Raw genomic sequence first — 19,648 nt, 5'->3', positions numbered from 1 at the left:
CATTCAATATTTCGGTAAAGTTAAAGATAAAAATGATAGAAAACTTTCACTTAACGGTAATTTAATCTATTAACTATAACTTAACTTTTAACAAACTTACAAATAACATCTCAATAACAATCGCATAATTTACATGACTTTATTTTGCACCAAAAATAAACACAACTCCATGAAAATTAAATTTTTACTATTCTGGTTATTTTTATCTGTAATCAGTTTTGCTCAAAACACTACTAAAATTAAAGGTATTGTAACGGATAAAGACAGCAATCAACCTTTAGGATTTGTATCTGTGTCCTTAAAAGGAACAGGTTACAAAACTGACACTGATGTGAATGGAAGTTACGAATTAAATGTAAAACCAGGAAATTTCACGTTGGTTTTTTCATTTGTTGGTTATAAATCATATGAGAAAAACATAACATTAACTTCAGGACAAACTTTAGAAGTAAATACTAGCTTACAAGAAAACTCTTCAAAAATTGAAGAAGTAGTTGTAAAAGTCTCTGTTAAGAAAACAACTGAAACAGCTTTATTGAAAGAGCAACAAAAAGCGGTTGAAATGAAACAAAGTATTGGTTCTCAGGAAATGGAAAGAAAAGGAATCAGTGATGTGGAAGAAGGGTTAACCAAAGTAACAGGAATTACTAAAGCAGAATCTAGAGGTTTATTTGTAAGAGGTTTAGAAAACCGCTACAATAATTTATTAATTAATGATTTACAAGCTCCCTCAAACAGTCCTTTTAAGAAAATTATTCCATTAGACTTATTTCCAACGGACATCGTTGGTGTTTTAGGCGTTTTTAAAACATTTAACCCAAATATTCCAGGTGATTTTGCTGGAGCAACAATTAATGTTGAAACTACAGAACCTCAATCATCGCAAACTAAATTAAGTGTTGGATTTGGATATGTTACCAACAACAACGGAAATGATTTTTTAATTTCTGAATCTGCAAACAACACGGATGGATTTTTTGGTATTCAAAAAAAATATAGAGAATTACCAAATGCCTATGGTACTATTGGCGCGTACAGATTAACTTCTGCTCAATATAAAGAAGGATATAAAAACAGTTCTTGGAACGTTGATAAAGTAGGTGCTCCAATTAACAACAGCATTAGTTTTAGTCATTCTGACAAATTTAAATTCAACAACAATCGTTCATTCTCCTATTTAATTTCCTTAAACGGCGACAATAAATATCAAGTAAGAAGAGGTGTTGAACGTTCATTTATTGAAGGGTTAGGCGAATACAATAATGATTTATATTCACAATCATATAGTTATCAAACTAATGCTTCTACATTAGTTGGATTGAAATATAAATCGAATCGATTACAAGTAGCTACAAATTCTATTTACATTAGAACTACTGAAAGCTTAATTAAGGATCAATATGGTATATTATCTAATCAAAAAAGCACGCCAAACAGATTAGTTAGAACAAACCAATTTGAACAATCTGATTACTTTAACAACCAATTATTAGCAAGTTACAAATTAACTTCTGATGACAAACATAGTGTTAAAGGTGGAATCTCTTATGTAAAAACATTATATGAATTACCCGATAGAAAATTCTTAGACGGGAAATTAAATTCAGATGGTTCGTTTGAAAATTCGTATGGAGGCAACACGCTAAATCGTCAACATTTTAATATAAAAGGGAATTATTATGTAAGCGGTATGTTTGAATACAATTTTAAATTTGGAAAAGAAATCAATGGTAAATCAAACAAATTATCATTAGGATATAATTCATTTAAGAACAGTATAGTTTCTAATTACCGATTTTTCTCAACCAGAGCATTAAGTGGAAGTTACACGGTTACTACTTCATTAAATGACATTAATGATCAAATTTTATCTGACATTGACAACGGATTAGTTTTCGAAAGAGAAGAATCAACTGCAGATTACAAAGTAAAATTAAATCAATTTGTAAATGCAGGCTATGCTAACCTATTCTTTAATTTAACTGAAAAATTAGAAATTAATGGTGGTGTTCGATTTGAAACATCTGACAGAACTATAAAATTTAGGACAATAGCTGATTCATTTGATAGTAAATACAGAAAGAATACTGAAAAGAAAAACTATATTTTACCTTCAATTAATTCAAAATATGCATTAACAGACAAAGCAAATCTTCGTTTGGCAGCTTCTAAAACCATTACAAGACCAGTATTAATGGAAGTTTTACCTGTACAATTTGTAAATCCCGATGGTACCGTTGAAACAGGAAATGGAGGTTTAAAAGACACTGAAAATTTAAATGCTGATTTAAAATACGAATTTTTCTCTGATAAAAAAGACATGGTAGCAGTTGGTGTTTATGGTAAAAACATTCAAGATCCTATTGAAAGAATTTTCAAACCTAGTGCCACTCAAATCACAACTTTCCAAAACTCTAAAGTTGCTAATTTATACGGTGCTGAATTCGAATTTATTTTTAACATGGCACATATTGCTAAAAATTTAGATAATTTTTCAGTTGGATTAAATGCTTCTGTAATGAAAACAAAAGTTGAAATTTCAGATGACAATCAATTAGAGAACAATCCAAGTAGAGAATTACAAGGAGCATCTAATTGGGTTTTAAATGCCGATGCTAAATACGAATTTAATTTAGGTAAAGAAATTAAAAACACCGTATCCTTGGTTTATGGCGTAAAAGGAAAAAGCATTTTTGCTGTGGGTACAGCAGGATTAGATCACATCTATGAAATGCCATTCCACAAACTAGATTTTGTTTACTCAAGTAAGTTAACAAAAAACTTAAGTGCTAAATTTTCGGCAGACAATATTTTAAATCCTTACCAAAGATTTCAATTAGGCAATAATAGTGAAATTCAAATAACAGAACCGTCACTACTACTAAAAGAATACAAAAAAGGAGTGGGACTAAGTTTAAGCTTAAGTTATACCTTTTAATAAAAACCTGCATAAGCAGGTTTTTTTGTTTACAAAAAATTTACATAGAACAAAATACTTAAAAATTTAATAATACTTCGCTAACTATAAGATTATTAACCCCTTTTAATTTTGTCCTATCAAAAAACAAATAAAAAACGACACAATGAAAAAATTAGTTTTAAGCTTAACGGTACTAAGTTTATTATTCACAGGTTGTTCTGAAGAGGACGATGAGACTACTACCACTAACGGTCCTGCTACAGGCGAAATCACTGGCGATATTACTGCAAACAAAACGTATGCATTTGGAAATTATTCATTAAAAGGAATTGTAAGAATTAAATCGGGTGTCACGGTAACTTTTGATGCTGGATCAAAAATTACAGCAAATGTTGCAGATGGTGTAGACGCACTTGTAGTAGAAAACGGTGGTAAATTAATTATCAATGGAACAGCTGCAGAACCAGTTGTATTTACAGAATCTTCTCAAACTCCAGGTTCTTGGGGAGGGATAATCATGTATGGTGATGCTCCAATTGTTGGTGCTGGTGGAGTTACAACTGCAACTTCTGAAGATGGTTTGGCTTTACCGTATGGAGGAACTAACCCTACTCACAATGGTGGTTCATTAAAATATGTTCGTGTAGAATACGCAGGTAAAAAAATTACTGATGGTACTTCAGAAATGAATGGATTCTCATTTTATTCGGTAGGTTCAGGAACAGTATTAGAAAACTTAGTTTCTTACAAAGGCGCAGACGACGGTTATGAATTTTACGGCGGAACAGTAAGTGGTAAAAATTTAATCTCTTATGGTAATTATGACGACTCATTTGATTGGCAAGATGGTTGGAGAGGTCAAGACAATACCAATTGGTATGCATACCAAGTTGGAACAGGTAACTTTGGAATGGAAATCGAATCAAAATCTGTAAACAACTCTTTTTGGCCTAAAGTTACTAACATTACTTTAAAAAGAGCTGCTGGCACATTAACTGAAAATGGTGCTGCAGAATACGATGCAATACAATTTAAAAAAGAAGGAAATGGTGATTATAGCAACATTTTAATTGCAGGTTATACAACAGATGCTAATGCTGTAGTGTGTAGAATTCAAGATGCGTCTACCAACACTAATCAAGTTAATGGAAGTAAAATTAAGTTGACTGATGTTAAAATTGTTGGTACTACACCACAAACTGGAGCTGGAAGTTCTGCTTTTACTGTAACTTTCCCTGCAGGTCAATATACAACAAGTACAACTGCAACAGGTGCTACTTTAACAAATGGAGCTTGGTCAACAGTAAATGGCGCTAGTTTAATTCAATAATAAAACTAAAATACTTATAAAAAGCAGCTCTTATTGAGCTGTTTTTTTTTACTCCAATGTTAAGTTTTCACCAATGTTACGAAATTGTTAAGTAAATGTTTGTTTTATGTAAATTAATTTAATAGCTTTGAATTATTAACCTCTAAAACTACATGATTATGAAAGCTTTAATGACAATTTGCGGTTTATTATTTTTATCATTTGGATTTGCTCAAGAAGTAAAACCTACAGCTGAAGAAATTGCACCAGATACATACAGAGTAAAATACTACCATGATAATGGCAAGGTAATGCACGAAGGAAATTACGTAGACGGGAAAAGCAATGGATTATGGAAATCGTATGATGAAAACGGTGGATTAATTGCTGAAGGTTCTTTTAAAGATGGAAAAAAAGCAGGTTTATGGAATTTCTATAAAGGAAATGAAGTAAGTAGTGTTTCTTATGAAGATAACACCATTGCAGAAGTAAAAAAATTCTACACGAATAACTTAGCAGTAAAATAATACACATCCATTCAAAAGTATTATAAACTACGCTTTATTAAGCGTAGTTTTTTTTTGAATATGTTATAAAATTTGTAAAAAAAATGTAACTATATAAATTAAAATCTATTTTTGCATAAAATTTAATTTATGAGCATCAAAAAAGCCTATTTATACATCTTTATTATATTATTAATAGACCAAGCAAGCAAAGTGTACATCAAAACAAATTTTGCAATTGGGGATAGTGTAACTGTTTTTGAATGGTTTAAAATTCAATTTATTGAAAACGAAGGCATGGCTTGGGGATTAGAATTACCAGGTGATTACGGCAAATTGTTTTTAACCCTATTTAGAATTATTGCAGTTGGCGGATTAGCTTGGTGGCTTTGGGATTCAATAAATAAAAAAGTTTCTAACTATTTACTTGTTGCCATTGTTTTAATTATGGCAGGTGCAATAGGAAACATTATTGATTCCGTCTTTTATGGTATTCTATTTAATGATAGCTACGGACAAGTTGCAACTATATTTTCAAACGAACCATATGGCACTTTGTTTCATGGTAAAGTAGTAGATATGTTTTACTTTCCAATTTACAGATTTGAAAATGTACCTTCGTGGTTTCCATTTAAAGACGCTGCTGGTGGATTTTCATTTTTTAATGCCATATTTAATGTAGCCGATGTGGCTATTTCTACTGGCTTTGGAATACTAATAGTTTTTAATAAAAAGTGTTTTAACGAACAAAAAAAGGAGGCTTAAGCCTCCTTTATATTTTTATTTTCCTGGAAACACTGCTTTTCTTTTTTCTAAAAATGCAGTTGTTCCTTCTTTAAAATCTTCTGTTGCAAAACAAGCACCAAAATTAGCAATTTCTACTTCAAATCCATTTACACCATCTGTGTAATTAGCATTTACCGCCTGTATCGCTTTAGCAATAGCTACACTTGAATTATTTGTTATTTTAGCAGCAATTCCTTTTACAAATTCTAATAATTCATCTTGTGGAACTACATGATTTACTAAACCATAATTTTTAGCCGTTTCAGCATCAATCATACTCGCCGTCATAATCATTTCCATTGCTCTACCTTTACCGACTAATTGAGCTAATCGTTGGGTTCCACCATAACCTGGAATAACACCTAAGGTTACTTCTGGTAATCCCATTTTTGCATTTGAAGAAGCAACTCTAAAATGACAAGACATCGCTAATTCTAAACCTCCACCAAGAGCAAAACCATTAACAGCTGCTATTACAGGTGTTGCTAAATTTTGAACAAAATCAAATAATAATTCTTGTCCTTTAGCTGCTAAAGTTCTTCCTTGTTCTGCAGAAAAATCAGCAAATTCTGAGATATCAGCACCCGCAACAAAAGCTTTTTCTCCACTTCCTATTACAATAATTGCTTTTACCTCTGCATCTTTATCTAAACTACCAAAAGCATGATGCAATTCTTCAATTGTAGCTTTGTTTAAAGCGTTTAATTTTGTAGGTCTATTAATAGTAACAACCGCTATTTGATTTAATTTTTCAACTAAAATATTTTCCATTTTATAATTATTTTATGGGTAATTCTACACAAAAAGTTGAGCCTTTCCCTAACTCAGATTCAAAAGTAATGATTCCGTCATAATTCTCAACTATATTTTTTATTATCGCTAAACCTAATCCCATTCCACTAGTTTTAGTAGTAAACTTAGGCTCAAATATTAACAATTTCTTTTCTTCTTCAATTCCAACACCATTGTCTACTACAAATAATTTTACTTTATCGTTATTTTTTTCCAATATAACTTGTACAATTTTATTTTCTTGTTCTTTAGGAATTGCTTGAATAGCATTTTTAACCAAATTAGTTACAATACGAACTAATTGTGTTTTATCAAAATGAATAATAATCTCTTGGTCATTTGCAATAAATTGAATATACTCTTCGTTAAAAATTTCCAGAGCAATTTTAGCAACTTTAACCATATTTAACGATTCATTTTCTTGAGCTGGCATAGAGGCAAAATTTGAAAACGCACTAGCTACGGCAGTCATTGTATCTATCTGTTGAATTAAAGTTTCTGAATAATCATTTAATTTTTGAATAATTGCAGGATCTTCCGGATTAAATCTTCTCTGAAAACTCTGAACTGTCAATTTCATGGGTGTCAGCGGATTTTTTATTTCATGCGCCACTTGTTTAGCCATTTCTCGCCAAGCATGTTCTCTTTCGTTTTGAGCTAATTTTTGAGCACTTTCTTCTAATTTATCAACCATCGTATTATAGGCATTAATTAATGCATTAATTTCCTGGTCACCGGGTTGTAAAGTTAATTTCTCATTTCTCTGATTTAATTGTGTTATTTCAAGTTTTTCAGAAATTTGAGTTAATGATTTAGTAATCGTTTTGGAGAGTGCAAAAGAAAAATAAATTGAAATTATCAACATTAATACATAAACCTGCAAGTATCTTTCGAGAAATTTCTGGACCTCTTCATTATAAAAATCATTACTCTCTACATATGGAATGTTTAAAATAGCAAAATTTTTAAAATTATTATTTTTAATAAATGAATAAGAAGAAATAATATTTTGTTTATCCTCATTAATCCTTACAAATAAAATTCTTTGCTTTGAAGAGGACGTTAATTTATTCAACGTTTCCTTTCTTAATTGTATTGTTTTATTATTCGTATAATAATACGGATTTGAGGAAAGAATTAATCGCCCTTTTAAATTAAAAAAATTCACTTCTAATCCATGAATATCGGACAACTCAAAAATTTTATTTCTAAAAATTTTAAATGTATTTTCCTCTGTTAGCTTATGAGGTGTATTTTTTAAAATATATTCAATGTGTTGTTTTATCGAATTTTCTTTTCTAGACAATCGTTCCTCATGGTATTCTCTTGCTTCATATCTAAAATGATAAACCGATACTAATGATATTAGTATTGATGAAAAAATGGTAAGTAGTATCATGGACAAAAAAATTCTTTGTCTTAATGAATACCCACTTAATTGATACCACTTAAACATTTTTTTCTCTAATTTTTTTGTACATTTTAAATCCGATCATTAAGAGTACTGAAAACAAAATAATACCAATTACACCAAAAATCCAATTTATTGCATTCTTTAATATTACTAAAAACACAACTGAAAACAAGATAATTGTAGCTCCTTCATTCCATATTCTGAAAAAATTAGAAGTATGCTTTACTTGATTGTTTTGTAATTGCTTAAAAATTTGATGACATTTTAATTGGTACAAGTACAATAACAAAACAAATACTAATTTAACGTGCATCCACTTTTGGGTTAACCATTCTGGGTTTAGATAAAGTAAACTAAACGCAAAAATGCTAGCTAAAACAGCGCTTGGCCAAGTAATAATATACCATAATCGGTACTGCATTAATTGATATTGTTTTATCAAAATACTTTGCTCAGGTTCTTTCATTTGTTTAGCTTCTGCATGGTAAACAAAAAGTCTAACTATATAAAACAAACCGGCAAACCACGTAATTACAAAAATTAAATGGAGCGATTTTATAGTACTATACAAATCCATTTTTATGTGTTTTGAAAATCTTTAATCCAATTTGCTAAAGTAGCAACCCAATCTTCCCTATCATTTAAGCAAGGGATAGATAGGAAGTTTTCACCACCATTTTCTTTAAAACTATGTGCAGCTTCCATTCCAATTTCTTCTAACGTTTCTAAACAATCAGAAACAAATGCTGGAGTAACCACTGCTAAATTTTTAATTCCTTTTTGGGCCAAACCATCTATTGTAGCATCAGTATACGGTTGCAACCAAGGATCACGACCCAATCGCGATTGAAATGAAGTACTATAAGTTCCTTCTTTTAAACCTAACAATTCAGCCACTTGCTTCGTAGTTTCTAAGCATTGATGACGGTAACAAAATTCATGTGCTTTAGAAGGTGTTGCACAACATTCTGCATTAATTTGACAATGACTTTTTGTAACATCCGACTTTTTAATATGGCGCTCTGGAACTCCATGATAGGAAAATAAAATATAATCCGAATTAAAATCAGTTAAACTATCCTTAATCGAATCAGCTAAATTTTTAATATAATCTTTTTTGTTATAGAAGGCCGGTTGCGCTTTAATTTTTAAGTTAGGAAAATTTTTATTTTTAATTTTTTCGGCCAAAACAAGAATTGTTTCAGTAGTAGCCATCGCAAATTGCGGGTAAAGCGGCACTAAAAACACTTCTTCTACTCCTTGCGCAACTAATTGAGACAATCCAAATTCCAGACTTGGATTTCCATAGCGCATTGCTAATTCTACTGGAATAGCTACTTTTTTTTGTAAATTTTGTTGCAATCGCTTTGATAATACTATTAAAGGAGAACCCTCAGGCCACCAAATTTTTTTATAAGCTTCAGCAGATTTTTTAGGACGTGTATTTAAAATAATACCTTTAACCAACAAGGCTCTTAACACATAAGGAAGATCGATTACCCTCTCATCCATTAAAAACTCATCTAAATATCGTCTAACATCTTTTGTATCAGTACTTTCAGGAGACCCTAAATTTACTAATAAAACTCCTTTTTTCATGCTTTTTTCTTTTTAACAAAAATACATGATTTTTTTAAAAATTTATCTTTTCTCTATAATGTTACTTAATTTTATAGTATTATAACATTTTAGACACAAAAAGTTAAATATAATTTAGCAAATATTCAATAAAAAAACTTTATTTTAAACAATTACTTAACATATAGTCTTTTATACTAATAATTTATTATTCATATTGATTTTTTTTTAAAAAAAACCCAATTTCATAATTAAATAATTTTTATATTTGTAGAAACGTTCTTCAAGACATATTTAAAATTGATTTAGATGTGCCTTTTCTGAAATTAAATTATTGCCAAACCCAAATCCGATAATTATGAAGAAAAATTACTATTTGACTATATTATTAAGCAACTTTTTTGCTTTTGCACAAACTTCTGGTGTTGGGTTAAATGAAACCAACCCTCAGCAAATGCTGCATTTGGGAGCATCTACAAGTACAATTCGTGTAGAAGGGCTTAACGAATTCAATAATGAATACAATCTTGGAGCGGAAAACACTTACCCTTTGTATGTTGATGATCAAGGAAGCTTAACTCTTTACAATGCAACTTTATATAACAGTAATGGCTCTGATGCAATTACTGACGCCAATATTACAAATGGAACAGTTGTTATATTAAATGGAGATAATGATGGAATTGCAAGTACAGAAATCATGAGTTTTACTGTAACAACAACAAGACCTTCACTTTTACTCGTTAAATACAACATCAGTTTTGAAATGTTCCAAGACGCAGCTGAAAACAAAATTTTTGACAAATTTGCAAGAAGAATAAACACTTACTTCAAATTAAATAACGGTACTAGAAAATACTGTCACACTTCAAAAAACTTCACTAGTTCAGACAAAACGGATGTAAATGGGATTTTATACAACATGTCTTCTTCATACATCGTTATCCCATCAGCTGGAACACACACAATCACAATACACGGAGAAATTTCATCTGGTTTAACTAGCGCTGTTGCAAATACTGGCAAAGCAACTTGTGCTATTTTTGGAAGAGGACAAGACTCTTTAATGTATAAACTTAATTAATTGTCAGCATGAAGAAAATACTTTTAACAGCATTCATTTTCATGGGATTTGAAAGTTATGCACAAATTGGAATAGGTACTACGGATCCACAAGAAACACTTCATGTTGCAGGAACTACAGCTACAATTCGAATTGAAGGATTAGACATGGTTAACAACCCTCAAAACAATGGAACTGGTAAATTAACACCCGTATACGTTGATAAAAAAGGAAATTTTACCCTTACTAAACCAGGGTATACCGCAGGAAATGGCTATGTTTTACCTTTAAATTTTTTAGTGTTTACACCAAATTTTATTCCAAACAATCCGGCAGGTCATCCTGCTCCGTATGATGATTATGGGACAATAATTAACAGCGATGCATCAACTACAACGGTAACTGATTTAATTCATAGTGTTGAAATTGACGTACCAACATCGTCAATGGTTGAAGTAAAATATGCTATGTCATTATATTTTTCAGAAACAGATTTATTTAATCCACCCGCTACAGAACCATCTGACGGAAAAACAAGGGTAATTCAATCTTATTTTTTGATAGATTTTAATAGCGATGGTTTAAGTGGAACTGAATTAACCACACAATACGGCTTCAAAGGTCAGTATTACGCAAGTGGCCCAGGAGGCACAAAAGGTTATCCATACATGAATAGTCAAGGTTATGTAAACATGACACCCGGACACCACACCCTCTATTTTTATGGAGTTGTTAATGATCCTCCAGGAACTTTTACAAGTATTGGGTTTGGCGGAGCAAATGAATACTTAAAGATTAGATTATTCAATTAAAATTAAAACCACCACACAAACTCCACAAAACTTACTACAAAATGAAAATACAATTACTTTTATTTGCTTTTGCATTAGGAATTAATGCAAATGCTCAAGTGGGTATAAATATTACAACTCCTTGGCCAGAAGAGGAATTACACATTGGCGGAGACACTTCAAACATAAGAATTGAAGGGTTAAATGCCGCAAATAATCCTAACAATTTAGGGTCTTCCAATACATCTAAAGTATTTGTAAATGAGTTTGGGGATTTAGTACTAGGAAAATTAGAAGACAACATTCAAATGATTTTTGATTCGGAAAATTACTTAAAGGATGTTCAAAACCCAACCTCCTTAATTCTTCAAACAGGAGAAGGACAAGGTTTTAGTCAAGCAGGCATTCCAACCCTTGGGCTTGCAGCTTCATTTACTTTAACAAAACCAGCTATCATTGAAGTGAATTATTCCGTTTCTTGGAATATAGGAAAAAACGTTACTTCTACATCCAGAATTGATGATTTTAGAGCAAGAGTTGTTCAAACAGGTATGTATTTTAGAAAAGATAATTATTTAGGAGCACCTGTTGTTAACGATTATTTTGGCAATCCAATAAATGGATATGCGCTTTGTATTACTTCTACATGTAGTGAAGTTGCAGGTATGATTGCAGTTAATGGGCAGATATACAACAACAACGACAACAATGAAGGAGAATGGCGAAGCTATAGAAATTCTGCATCTGATTATGTTGTTTTAGGACCCGGAACTTATACCCCAATGTTTGCAGCACAATTAGAAGTTGGCGATACAAATAGTACAGGCGCTATTAAAATGTATTTAGGAGTGGAAAACGATGAAGTTCAGATAATTGCACATTATTTTAATTGAAAAAACCGTTTGTCGATTAAAATAGCTCTTTAACGAAAATAAACTACTTTCATCGAAAAAATTAGTTCACTAATTAAATTAATGTTAAAATTGAGGTTAAAAAATTACCTCTATGCAAAAAAACCTACTTAAAATTGTATTATTTCCAATAATGCTCATTGGCGAAATTATGTTTTGTCAAAATGTGGGAATTAATGAAGTTACACCCGAACAAACCCTCCACTTAGGATCACAAACCGGTACAATACGAGTTGAAGGGTTAAATGATGCAAATAACGCTTATAACGGAGGCGGTGTAGACAGAACATATCCCGTTTTTGTTGACTCGAATGGCGATTTAACACTTAAAACCACTGCCTATCAAAATAGCGATGGTTCGGATGCTTTTATCTCTACAGCTCCCATAACTTCAACATTGGCTATTATTCCAATAGTTCAAGCAAATGATGGTTATGAAACTACCGAAATCACTTCATACACCTTTACAGTAGATAGAAATACTATTTTAGAAATAAAATATTCTTTAAGTATTGAAGTATATAGAGATGCAACTTTAACCTTAATTAAAGATGCATATGCTAGAAACATTTCTAACTTTTTTACTTTGGACACCCCAACTTTAGCGGCAACAACCAGAAGATATGCAGCAAGTTCAAAATGTTATTTTAACAGAAATGATTTTTTAAGTAATCCAGCAGCATTACCAGACGCTTCTGCGGGATATATTTACAACAGTGGAACAACTTATATCCCTTTAACAACAGGAACACATACTTTACGCTTTTATGGCACGGTTTGTTCAGGAACAGGAAATGTTGCCACTTTTGTTAGATTTGCAGGTGGCCCAGATGCAATATTTCTTAAACTTTACTAGTTATTTACTTATGAAAAAAATTATTGTTGGTATTGTTACAATACTTAGCACCGTTACATATGCACAAGTTGGAATTGGCACTAGTAATCCAGCTCAAGATTTACATCTTGCAGGAACAACATCTACTATTCGATTAGAAAGTTTAAACAGTATAAATAAACCAGCTTTAAATAACGGTATCAAACCAGCACCTCTTTATGTAGATGCCAATGGAAATTTTACATTAAATCCAAGTGGATTTATTAGTAATGGTGGAGTTGGAGGAGCTTCAGAACCTTTAAATTTTTTAATTAGTGTTCCAAATTTTATTCCAAACGGACCATTTGGTGATGGAACGGTAGTAGCCAACCCTACGACAACTACTTTTGGATCTTCACAATTGGCTTCTGTTCCCTTCTCAAGCCCTCAAGATGCACTAATTGAAGTTCGATATGCTATGACAATTGATTTATCTGATCAGCTTTTACCTGCTGCAAGTGCTTCAACATTTGCTGATATATCTGCTAGAACAGTTCGATGTTATTTCTATATAGATTTAAACAGCGACGGATTAGATGCAGTGGAATTAAGTAAAATTTATGGATTACATGGTGAATCTTATACTTCATACCTCCAAGGTTCTGTTGGCTATGCATTTATACACGGTGTAGGATATGGAAATATTCCTCAAGGAAACCACACATTAGTGTTTTTTGGAGAAACATCAGACGGTTCAAACAGAGACACTTATGTTGGTTTTGGCGGTTCATCAGATTATTTAAAAATAAGAATATATAACTAATTGAAAATTTATGAAGAATATATATTTTACCTTGGTCTTACTAACTTCAACTTTTTCATTAGGGCAATCAGTTGGAATTAAAACAACGAATCCACAAGAAGAATTACATATTGCAGGTCCTACTTCAACCATTAGAATTGAAGGATTAAACGAAACTAATAATGCATTAAATCTTGGCACACAACAAAACACAAAAGTCTATGTTGATGGTGATGGAGATTTAATTTTAAGTTCTGTTCCAACAAATATTGATGTATTATTTAACCCCGCGAATTATTTATCAGATCCGTTAGATACTGGAGGAGCTGATTCAAATCAAATAAACCAAACCGGTGTAGGTTCTGGATATTCTCAAGCAGGATGGCCAAGACAAACAGGTCCAGGTTTATCTACATTTACTTTAACAAGACCCGCAATTGTAGAAATTAATTATTCTATTTCTTATGAAATTTACAAATCGGGTATACCAATTGATGATTATCACGCAAGAACCGCTCAATTTTATACTTATTTTCGAAGTGGTGGACCTGCGGGGGCTATTGTAGCAAACGATTATGACGGTGCTCCAATTAATTTTGCTGGAAATGTAGGAGCCTTAGGATATAGTGGTAATTTTTATACCAATGGAAATTCTGCAGGAGCAGGTGGCGGAGAAGGTTATAACAAAAAATTTTATGCAACAGGTCATGACTATGTAAAATTAGGACCCGGAACTTATACACCCATGTTTGCAGGTATCTTATTCGTAGCAGACACCGGGGGCACTGGTGCTGTAAAAATGCAAATTGGTGGCGGAGATGACGAAGTAATCATAGTTGCTCACTATTATAATTAAACTAAAAAGCCAGTTAATCTGGCTTTCTTTATTCTAAATATTTAAAGACAATAAATATTTCTTAGGTGTAGTACCAAATTTTTTCTTGAATGCTGCAATAAAATGGCTTGATGTACTATAGCCAATTTTCAAACCAACTTCATTGACATTATAACTTCCAGAATCTAACATTTTTCTGGCATAATCTAATTTATAATCTAGTAAAAAATTAAACACCGTATCACCATATATTTCTTTGAACCCTTCCTTTAATCGTTTCAGTGAAATCCCCACTTCGTCGGCTAATTCTTGTAAACTTGGTGGTTCAGCCATTCGAGCAATAATAATTTCTTTAACTTTTTTAATTTTTAAAACATTTTCTTCATCGGCTAAAAATGGGCAATGTTCTGCATTTGGATCTTCATTTCTACTAAAAAACAAACTCAATAACTCATAACTTTTACCTTTTAAATATAAATTTTTAATACTCGTATTTTGATTGTAATGAAAAATTTGATTCAGAACTATAGCCATTGCAGGTGTAACATCTTCCTCTCCATAATATTTTCGTTCCAAATTATCTTTACTTAAAAACGGAATGACCTCTGCTTCTGAAGAAAATAAAGCATGAAATTTTTTAATTGAAATTAAAACAGAAATAATCCATGATTTAGGTAAAATTTCCAAATGTAATGGCAATTCTTTTTGAGGATTGTACAACAACAACGACTTTTCCTCTTTTAAATCTAATGCATAGTTACCGTTATTAAAAATAAATTTACCTTTACCTTTCACATTAAAATGAAACTGTATTAAACCCGTTTCTACTTGTTTTTCAAAACGTTCACTTACATCTGAATCATTTTGAAAACGAAGTAAAATAAAATCTTGATCAATTTTTATTTCTTCAACTGAACCCATAGCGTTGTTTTTTTATTTTAATTTTAAAATAACACCTTAAATACTATTTATAATAATTCTAAACTACTAGAATTGAAAGGATGTAATTTTATAGCAAATATATAATTTTTAAAGACTTACATAACGATAATAAGTAAAAAATCTGCTAACGTTATAAAAAGTACTTTGAGCGTTATTTTTTAAAATCTGTTGATAGTAATTTTGCTTCACGTTGTAGGTAAGAGCAAAAATATGGACAATAATACCCCAATTAAACATCCAACATTCTACGCTGTTGGTTTAAGTTATAAAAAAGCCGATGCAGAAATGCGTGGCAAATTTAGTTTAGACGAAAAAGCTAAAACAAATTTATTAACCCAAGCAAAGAATGAGGGTATTGAAAGTTTAATCGTAATTTCAACATGCAATAGAACCGAAATTTATGGTTTTGCTCAACATCCGTTTCAATTAATTAAATTACTTTGTGAAAACAGTCAAGGAACCGTTGAAGATTTCCAACAAGTTGCCTATGTTTACAAAGGTAAAGAAGCTGTTAATCATTTGTTTCGAGTGGGAACAGGATTAGACAGTCAAATTTTAGGCGACTTTGAAATTATTTCCCAAATAAAATTAGGATTTACAGAAAGTAAAAAACACAATTTAGGTAATGCATATATTGAACGTTTAGTAAATTCTGTAATTCAAGCCAGCAGAAGAGTTAAAAATGAAACAGAAATATCTTCTGGAGCTACTTCCGTTTCTTTTGCTTCAGTTCAATATATTTTCAAAAACGTTGAAGATATTGCAAACAAAAACATTCTTCTTTTTGGTACAGGAAAAATAGGACGAAATACTTGTGAAAATTTAGTCAAACATACCAAACACGACCAAATTACATTAATCAATAGAACAAAAGATAAAGCAGAAAAATTAGCTAAAAAATTAGATTTAATCGTAAAAGACTATGCTGATTTACAAGTTGAAATTCAAAAAGCCGATGTCTTAGTTGTCGCAACAGGCGCACAAAACCCTACCGTTGATAAAGAAATTTTAAATCTAAAAAAACCTTTGCTTATTTTAGATTTATCGATCCCGATGAATGTGAATGAAAATGTAAAAGAAATAGAAGGTGTTTCGCTTGTACACATGGATCATTTGTCTCAAATTACAGATGAAACATTAGAAAACAGAAAAAAACATATTCCCGCTGCCGAAGCAATAATTTCAGAAATAGTTGATGAATTTATGACTTGGACAAAAGGTAGAAAATATGCACCAACCATTCATGCACTAAAAGCAAAATTAAACTCAATAAAAGATTTAGAATTAAACTATCAAAAGAAAAAAATGGATAATTTCGACGAAGAACAAGCTGAAATTATTACAACACGTTTAATCCAAAAAATCACCAATCATTTTGCTAATCATTTAAAAGATGAAAACACTGCAGTTGATGAAAGTGTTGAATGGATTCAAAAAGTATTCCAACTAGAAAATAAAGAAAAACAACCATTGCTTTAATGGTACAATATAATGAAAAACAAAACCATTAGAATAGGTACTCGAGACAGTGAGTTAGCGCTTTGGCAAGCACACACTGTTGAAAAAAAACTAAACGACTTAGGGTATAAAACTGAAATCGTTGCCGTTAAATCTCAAGGAGATATTATTTTAGACAAACCTTTGTATGAATTAGGCATCACTGGAATATTTACTAAAACTTTAGACATTGCTATGATTACAGGGCAAGTAGATATTGCCGTGCATTCCATGAAAGATGTACCCACTGCTTTACCACAAGGAATAGTGCAAGCTGCTGTTTTAGAACGAGCCAATACGGTTGACTTATTAGTCCACAAAGGTAATTTAGATTTCTTAGAAAAAGAAGGTACAATCGCAACTGGAAGTCTTCGCAGACAAGCACAATGGCTACATAAATACCCACAACATCAAACGGTTGATTTACGCGGAAATGTAAACACACGCATGCAAAAATTACAAGAAAGTGATTGGGGTGGAGCTATTTTTGCTGCAGCGGGATTAGAACGAATTAATTTAAAACCAGATACATTCATCAATTTAGATTGGATGATTCCTGCTCCCGCACAAGGCGCAATGGTAGTTGTTGCTATGGCTGAAGATACTTTTTCGTTAGAGGCGCTTTCAGAACTCAACCATGTTGAAACTGAAATTTGCACCTACATTGAAAGACAATTTTTAAGAACTTTAGAAGGTGGATGTACTGCTCCTATTGGTGCTTTAGCAACTTACGAAGAAAAAACAGATGAATTGCATTTTCAAGGTGCCTTATTTTCAATTGACGGCAAACAAAAATTAGCCATTGATAGAAAGTACGACATTTCTGAATGGAAAAAATTAGGTTTTAATGCCGCGAAAGAAATATTAGCTAACGGCGGAAAGGAAGTAATGGAAACAATTAAATTACAATTAAAAAAGTAATTGTGGAAGAAAAAATAGGCATCCTATCAACTAAGAAATTAGCATCAAATCAAAAACAATATTTGTTAAATGCAGGTTTTTTAGTAATTGATGAAGATTTTATCACCACAAAAGCCATCTCTTTTGAAATTCAATCGCTAAATGATATTTTGATATTCACCAGTCAAAACGCGGTTCAAAACGTTCTTCAACATAAAAATGAATTAATTGATAAACCTGCAATTTGTGTGGGTGAAAAAACAAAGCAACTTTTGGAGAACAATGGATTTAACGTCTTAAATTCTCTAGCTGATGCCAATCAACTAATTCAAGTTTTCGAGAAAGAATACATCGGCACAAGTGTTACTTTTTTTTGTGGAAAGTCGAGATTAAATACTATTCCTGATTTTTTAAGTAAAAAAAACATTCAACACGAAATCATAGAAGTGTACGAAACCATAGAAACACCAATTAAAATAAGGACTAAGATGAATGGTTTATTGTTTTTTAGTCCCTCAGGTGTATCAAGTTTTGCAAAAGAAAATACAATTAGTAATGAAATGTGTTTTTGCATCGGAACTACTACAGCAAAAGCTGTTGAAAAATATTCTAAAAATATAATAGTTGCCAATCAACCCAGTGTTGAAAATGTAATTATTCAATGTATAAATTATTATAAAGTTAATTGAACCCTTGCAGGGTTAAACCCTACGAGGGTCAATAAAATAAAAGAAATGATAAAAAACGATTTATTTTTAAGAGCATTAAAAGGAGAAAGTGTTGAACGTCCACCCGTTTGGATGATGCGTCAAGCCGGAAGATATTTACCTGAATTTAGAGCATTACGCGATAAATATGATTTTTTCACACGCTGTGAAACACCAGAATTAGCTGCTGAAATTACAGTTCAACCGATTCGAATTGTAAAACCAGATGCTGCTATTTTATTCTCTGATATTTTAGTAGTTCCTAGAGCTATGGGAATTGATGTGGAATTAAAAGACAACATCGGACCAATTATTCCGAACCCAATTCGTTCTATGGAACAAGTAAACCAAGTTTTTATTCCAGATGTGAATGAATCATTGGGTTATGTAATGGACGCCATTAAATTAACAAAAGAAATGTTGAACAACGAAGTACCGTTAATTGGTTTTGCGGGTTCGCCATGGACTATTTTTTGTTATGCTGTAGAAGGAAAAGGCTCTAAAAGTTACGACACAGCTAAAGGATTTTGTTTTTCACAACCTGATGCTGCACATGCTTTATTGCAAAAAATCACTGATACTACTATATTATACTTAAAAGAAAAAGTAAAAAATGGTTGTAATGCTATTCAGATTTTCGATTCTTGGGGAGGTATGTTATCTCCGGTAGATTATCAAGAATTCTCTTGGAAATACATCAACCAAATCGTTGAGGCTTTAGCTCCCCTAACAGAAGTAATTGTGTTTGGAAAAGGTTGTTGGTTTGCACTAAATGAAATGTCAAAATCAAAAGCTTCGGCTTTAGGTGTAGACTGGACATGTTCTCCAAGAAATGCGCGTTATTTAACTGGTGGTGACATCACGTTACAAGGAAATTTCGACCCAAGTCGTTTACTTTCTCCAATTCCAACTATCAAAAAAATGGTTCATGAAATGATTGACGAATTCGGAAAAGATAAATACATTGTCAACTTAGGCCACGGTATTTTACCAAATATCCCTGTAGATCACGCGAAAGCATTTGTGGAAGCAGTTAAGGAGTATAAATAGTTGATAGATTTCAGTTGGTAGTTGTTGGAAA

Annotated in this window: 19 protein-coding genes; 14 read left to right on the top strand and 5 right to left on the bottom strand. The window is 31.6% G+C overall.

Features of this window, described 5'->3' with window-relative positions:
- Window positions 1-169: 169 nt before the first annotated feature.
- From KQS_RS00755 to KQS_RS00740, 4 genes are all read left to right on the top strand, one after another.
- A complete protein-coding gene (locus tag KQS_RS00755) occupies window positions 170-2,938 on the top strand; it encodes a TonB-dependent receptor (RefSeq protein ID WP_014387296.1) in 2,769 nt (922 codons plus the stop codon).
- A 145-nt stretch (window positions 2,939-3,083) separates the two neighbouring features.
- Window positions 3,084-4,250, top strand: a complete 1,167-nt coding sequence (locus tag KQS_RS00750) for a hypothetical protein (protein ID WP_014387295.1) — start codon at window positions 3,084-3,086, stop codon at window positions 4,248-4,250.
- A gap of 158 nt (window positions 4,251-4,408) precedes the next feature.
- A complete protein-coding gene (locus KQS_RS00745) occupies window positions 4,409-4,756 on the top strand; it encodes a toxin-antitoxin system YwqK family antitoxin (RefSeq protein WP_014387294.1) in 348 nt (115 codons plus the stop codon).
- 129 nt (window positions 4,757-4,885) lie between these two features.
- Entirely contained in the window at window positions 4,886-5,500 is a 615-nt protein-coding gene (locus KQS_RS00740; RefSeq protein WP_014387293.1) for a lipoprotein signal peptidase, read from the top strand.
- A 15-nt stretch (window positions 5,501-5,515) separates the two neighbouring features.
- Here the strand turns inward: KQS_RS00740 and KQS_RS00735 are convergent, their stop codons facing one another.
- From KQS_RS00735 to hemH, 4 genes are read right to left on the bottom strand one after another with little or no spacing between them, the layout of a single operon-like run.
- Window positions 5,516-6,292: an enoyl-CoA hydratase/isomerase family protein gene (locus KQS_RS00735; RefSeq protein ID WP_014387292.1), complete on the bottom strand. Its 777-nt coding sequence runs from the start codon at window positions 6,290-6,292 to the stop codon at window positions 5,516-5,518.
- A 7-nt stretch (window positions 6,293-6,299) separates the two neighbouring features.
- Complete coding sequence (locus KQS_RS00730) at window positions 6,300-7,769, bottom strand: sensor histidine kinase (RefSeq protein ID WP_014387291.1); 1,470 nt, start codon at window positions 7,767-7,769, stop codon at window positions 6,300-6,302.
- Window positions 7,762-8,304, bottom strand: a complete 543-nt coding sequence (locus KQS_RS00725; RefSeq protein WP_014387290.1) for a CopD family protein — start codon at window positions 8,302-8,304, stop codon at window positions 7,762-7,764. Before KQS_RS00725 ends, KQS_RS00730 begins: the two co-directional genes overlap by 8 nt.
- 2 nt (window positions 8,305-8,306) lie before the next feature.
- The gene (gene hemH / locus KQS_RS00720; RefSeq protein WP_014387289.1) at window positions 8,307-9,326 is read right to left on the bottom strand and encodes a ferrochelatase; all 1,020 of its coding nucleotides are present in this window, start codon (window positions 9,324-9,326) and stop codon (window positions 8,307-8,309) included.
- A 337-nt stretch (window positions 9,327-9,663) separates the two neighbouring features.
- Here hemH and KQS_RS00715 point away from each other — a divergent pair, with 337 nt between their 5' ends.
- The 6 genes from KQS_RS00715 to KQS_RS00690 all read left to right on the top strand — a co-directional run bounded on the left by KQS_RS00715 (window position 9,664) and on the right by KQS_RS00690 (window position 14,542).
- The gene (locus tag KQS_RS00715; protein WP_014387288.1) at window positions 9,664-10,389 is read left to right on the top strand and encodes a hypothetical protein; all 726 of its coding nucleotides are present in this window, start codon (window positions 9,664-9,666) and stop codon (window positions 10,387-10,389) included.
- Window positions 10,390-10,397: 8 nt separating this feature from the next.
- Window positions 10,398-11,180: a hypothetical protein gene (locus KQS_RS00710; RefSeq protein ID WP_157868371.1), complete on the top strand. Its 783-nt coding sequence runs from the start codon at window positions 10,398-10,400 to the stop codon at window positions 11,178-11,180.
- A gap of 41 nt (window positions 11,181-11,221) precedes the next feature.
- On the top strand, window positions 11,222-12,052 hold the full coding sequence (locus tag KQS_RS00705) for a hypothetical protein (protein WP_014387286.1): 831 nt from the start codon (window positions 11,222-11,224) through the stop codon (window positions 12,050-12,052).
- A gap of 112 nt (window positions 12,053-12,164) precedes the next feature.
- Window positions 12,165-12,926 carry a hypothetical protein gene (locus KQS_RS00700; RefSeq protein WP_014387285.1) on the top strand — a complete coding sequence of 254 codons (762 nt, stop codon included), beginning with the start codon at window positions 12,165-12,167 and terminating at the stop codon, window positions 12,924-12,926.
- A 10-nt stretch (window positions 12,927-12,936) separates the two neighbouring features.
- Window positions 12,937-13,707 carry a hypothetical protein gene (locus KQS_RS00695; RefSeq protein WP_014387284.1) on the top strand — a complete coding sequence of 257 codons (771 nt, stop codon included), beginning with the start codon at window positions 12,937-12,939 and terminating at the stop codon, window positions 13,705-13,707.
- 10 nt (window positions 13,708-13,717) lie between these two features.
- Window positions 13,718-14,542: a hypothetical protein gene (locus KQS_RS00690; protein WP_014387283.1), complete on the top strand. Its 825-nt coding sequence runs from the start codon at window positions 13,718-13,720 to the stop codon at window positions 14,540-14,542.
- A gap of 33 nt (window positions 14,543-14,575) precedes the next feature.
- On the opposite strand, the gene KQS_RS00685 is transcribed toward KQS_RS00690, so the two are convergent.
- Window positions 14,576-15,442, bottom strand: a complete 867-nt coding sequence (locus KQS_RS00685; protein WP_014387282.1) for a helix-turn-helix transcriptional regulator — start codon at window positions 15,440-15,442, stop codon at window positions 14,576-14,578.
- 231 nt (window positions 15,443-15,673) lie between these two features.
- On the opposite strand from KQS_RS00685, the gene hemA reads away from it, so the two are divergent.
- Genes hemA through hemE form a run of 4 tightly spaced genes read left to right on the top strand, consistent with a single transcriptional unit; the run spans window position 15,674 to window position 19,617 of the window.
- The gene (gene hemA / locus KQS_RS00680) at window positions 15,674-16,942 is read left to right on the top strand and encodes a glutamyl-tRNA reductase (protein ID WP_014387281.1); all 1,269 of its coding nucleotides are present in this window, start codon (window positions 15,674-15,676) and stop codon (window positions 16,940-16,942) included.
- Window positions 16,943-16,954: 12 nt separating this feature from the next.
- Complete coding sequence (gene hemC / locus KQS_RS00675; protein WP_014387280.1) at window positions 16,955-17,881, top strand: hydroxymethylbilane synthase; 927 nt, start codon at window positions 16,955-16,957, stop codon at window positions 17,879-17,881.
- A gap of 2 nt (window positions 17,882-17,883) precedes the next feature.
- Window positions 17,884-18,549 (top strand): uroporphyrinogen-III synthase, encoded by a 666-nt coding sequence (locus tag KQS_RS00670; RefSeq protein WP_014387279.1) that lies wholly within the window; start codon window positions 17,884-17,886, stop codon window positions 18,547-18,549.
- A gap of 45 nt (window positions 18,550-18,594) precedes the next feature.
- The gene (gene hemE, locus KQS_RS00665; protein ID WP_014387278.1) at window positions 18,595-19,617 is read left to right on the top strand and encodes a uroporphyrinogen decarboxylase; all 1,023 of its coding nucleotides are present in this window, start codon (window positions 18,595-18,597) and stop codon (window positions 19,615-19,617) included.
- Window positions 19,618-19,648: the final 31 nt, after the last annotated feature.

Origin of the sequence: Flavobacterium indicum GPTSA100-9 = DSM 17447 (assembly GCF_000455605.1) — a bacterium.
Taxonomy (GTDB): Bacteria; Bacteroidota; Bacteroidia; order Flavobacteriales; family Flavobacteriaceae; genus Flavobacterium; species Flavobacterium indicum.
This window is presented reverse-complemented; position numbering and strand designations above follow the sequence as displayed.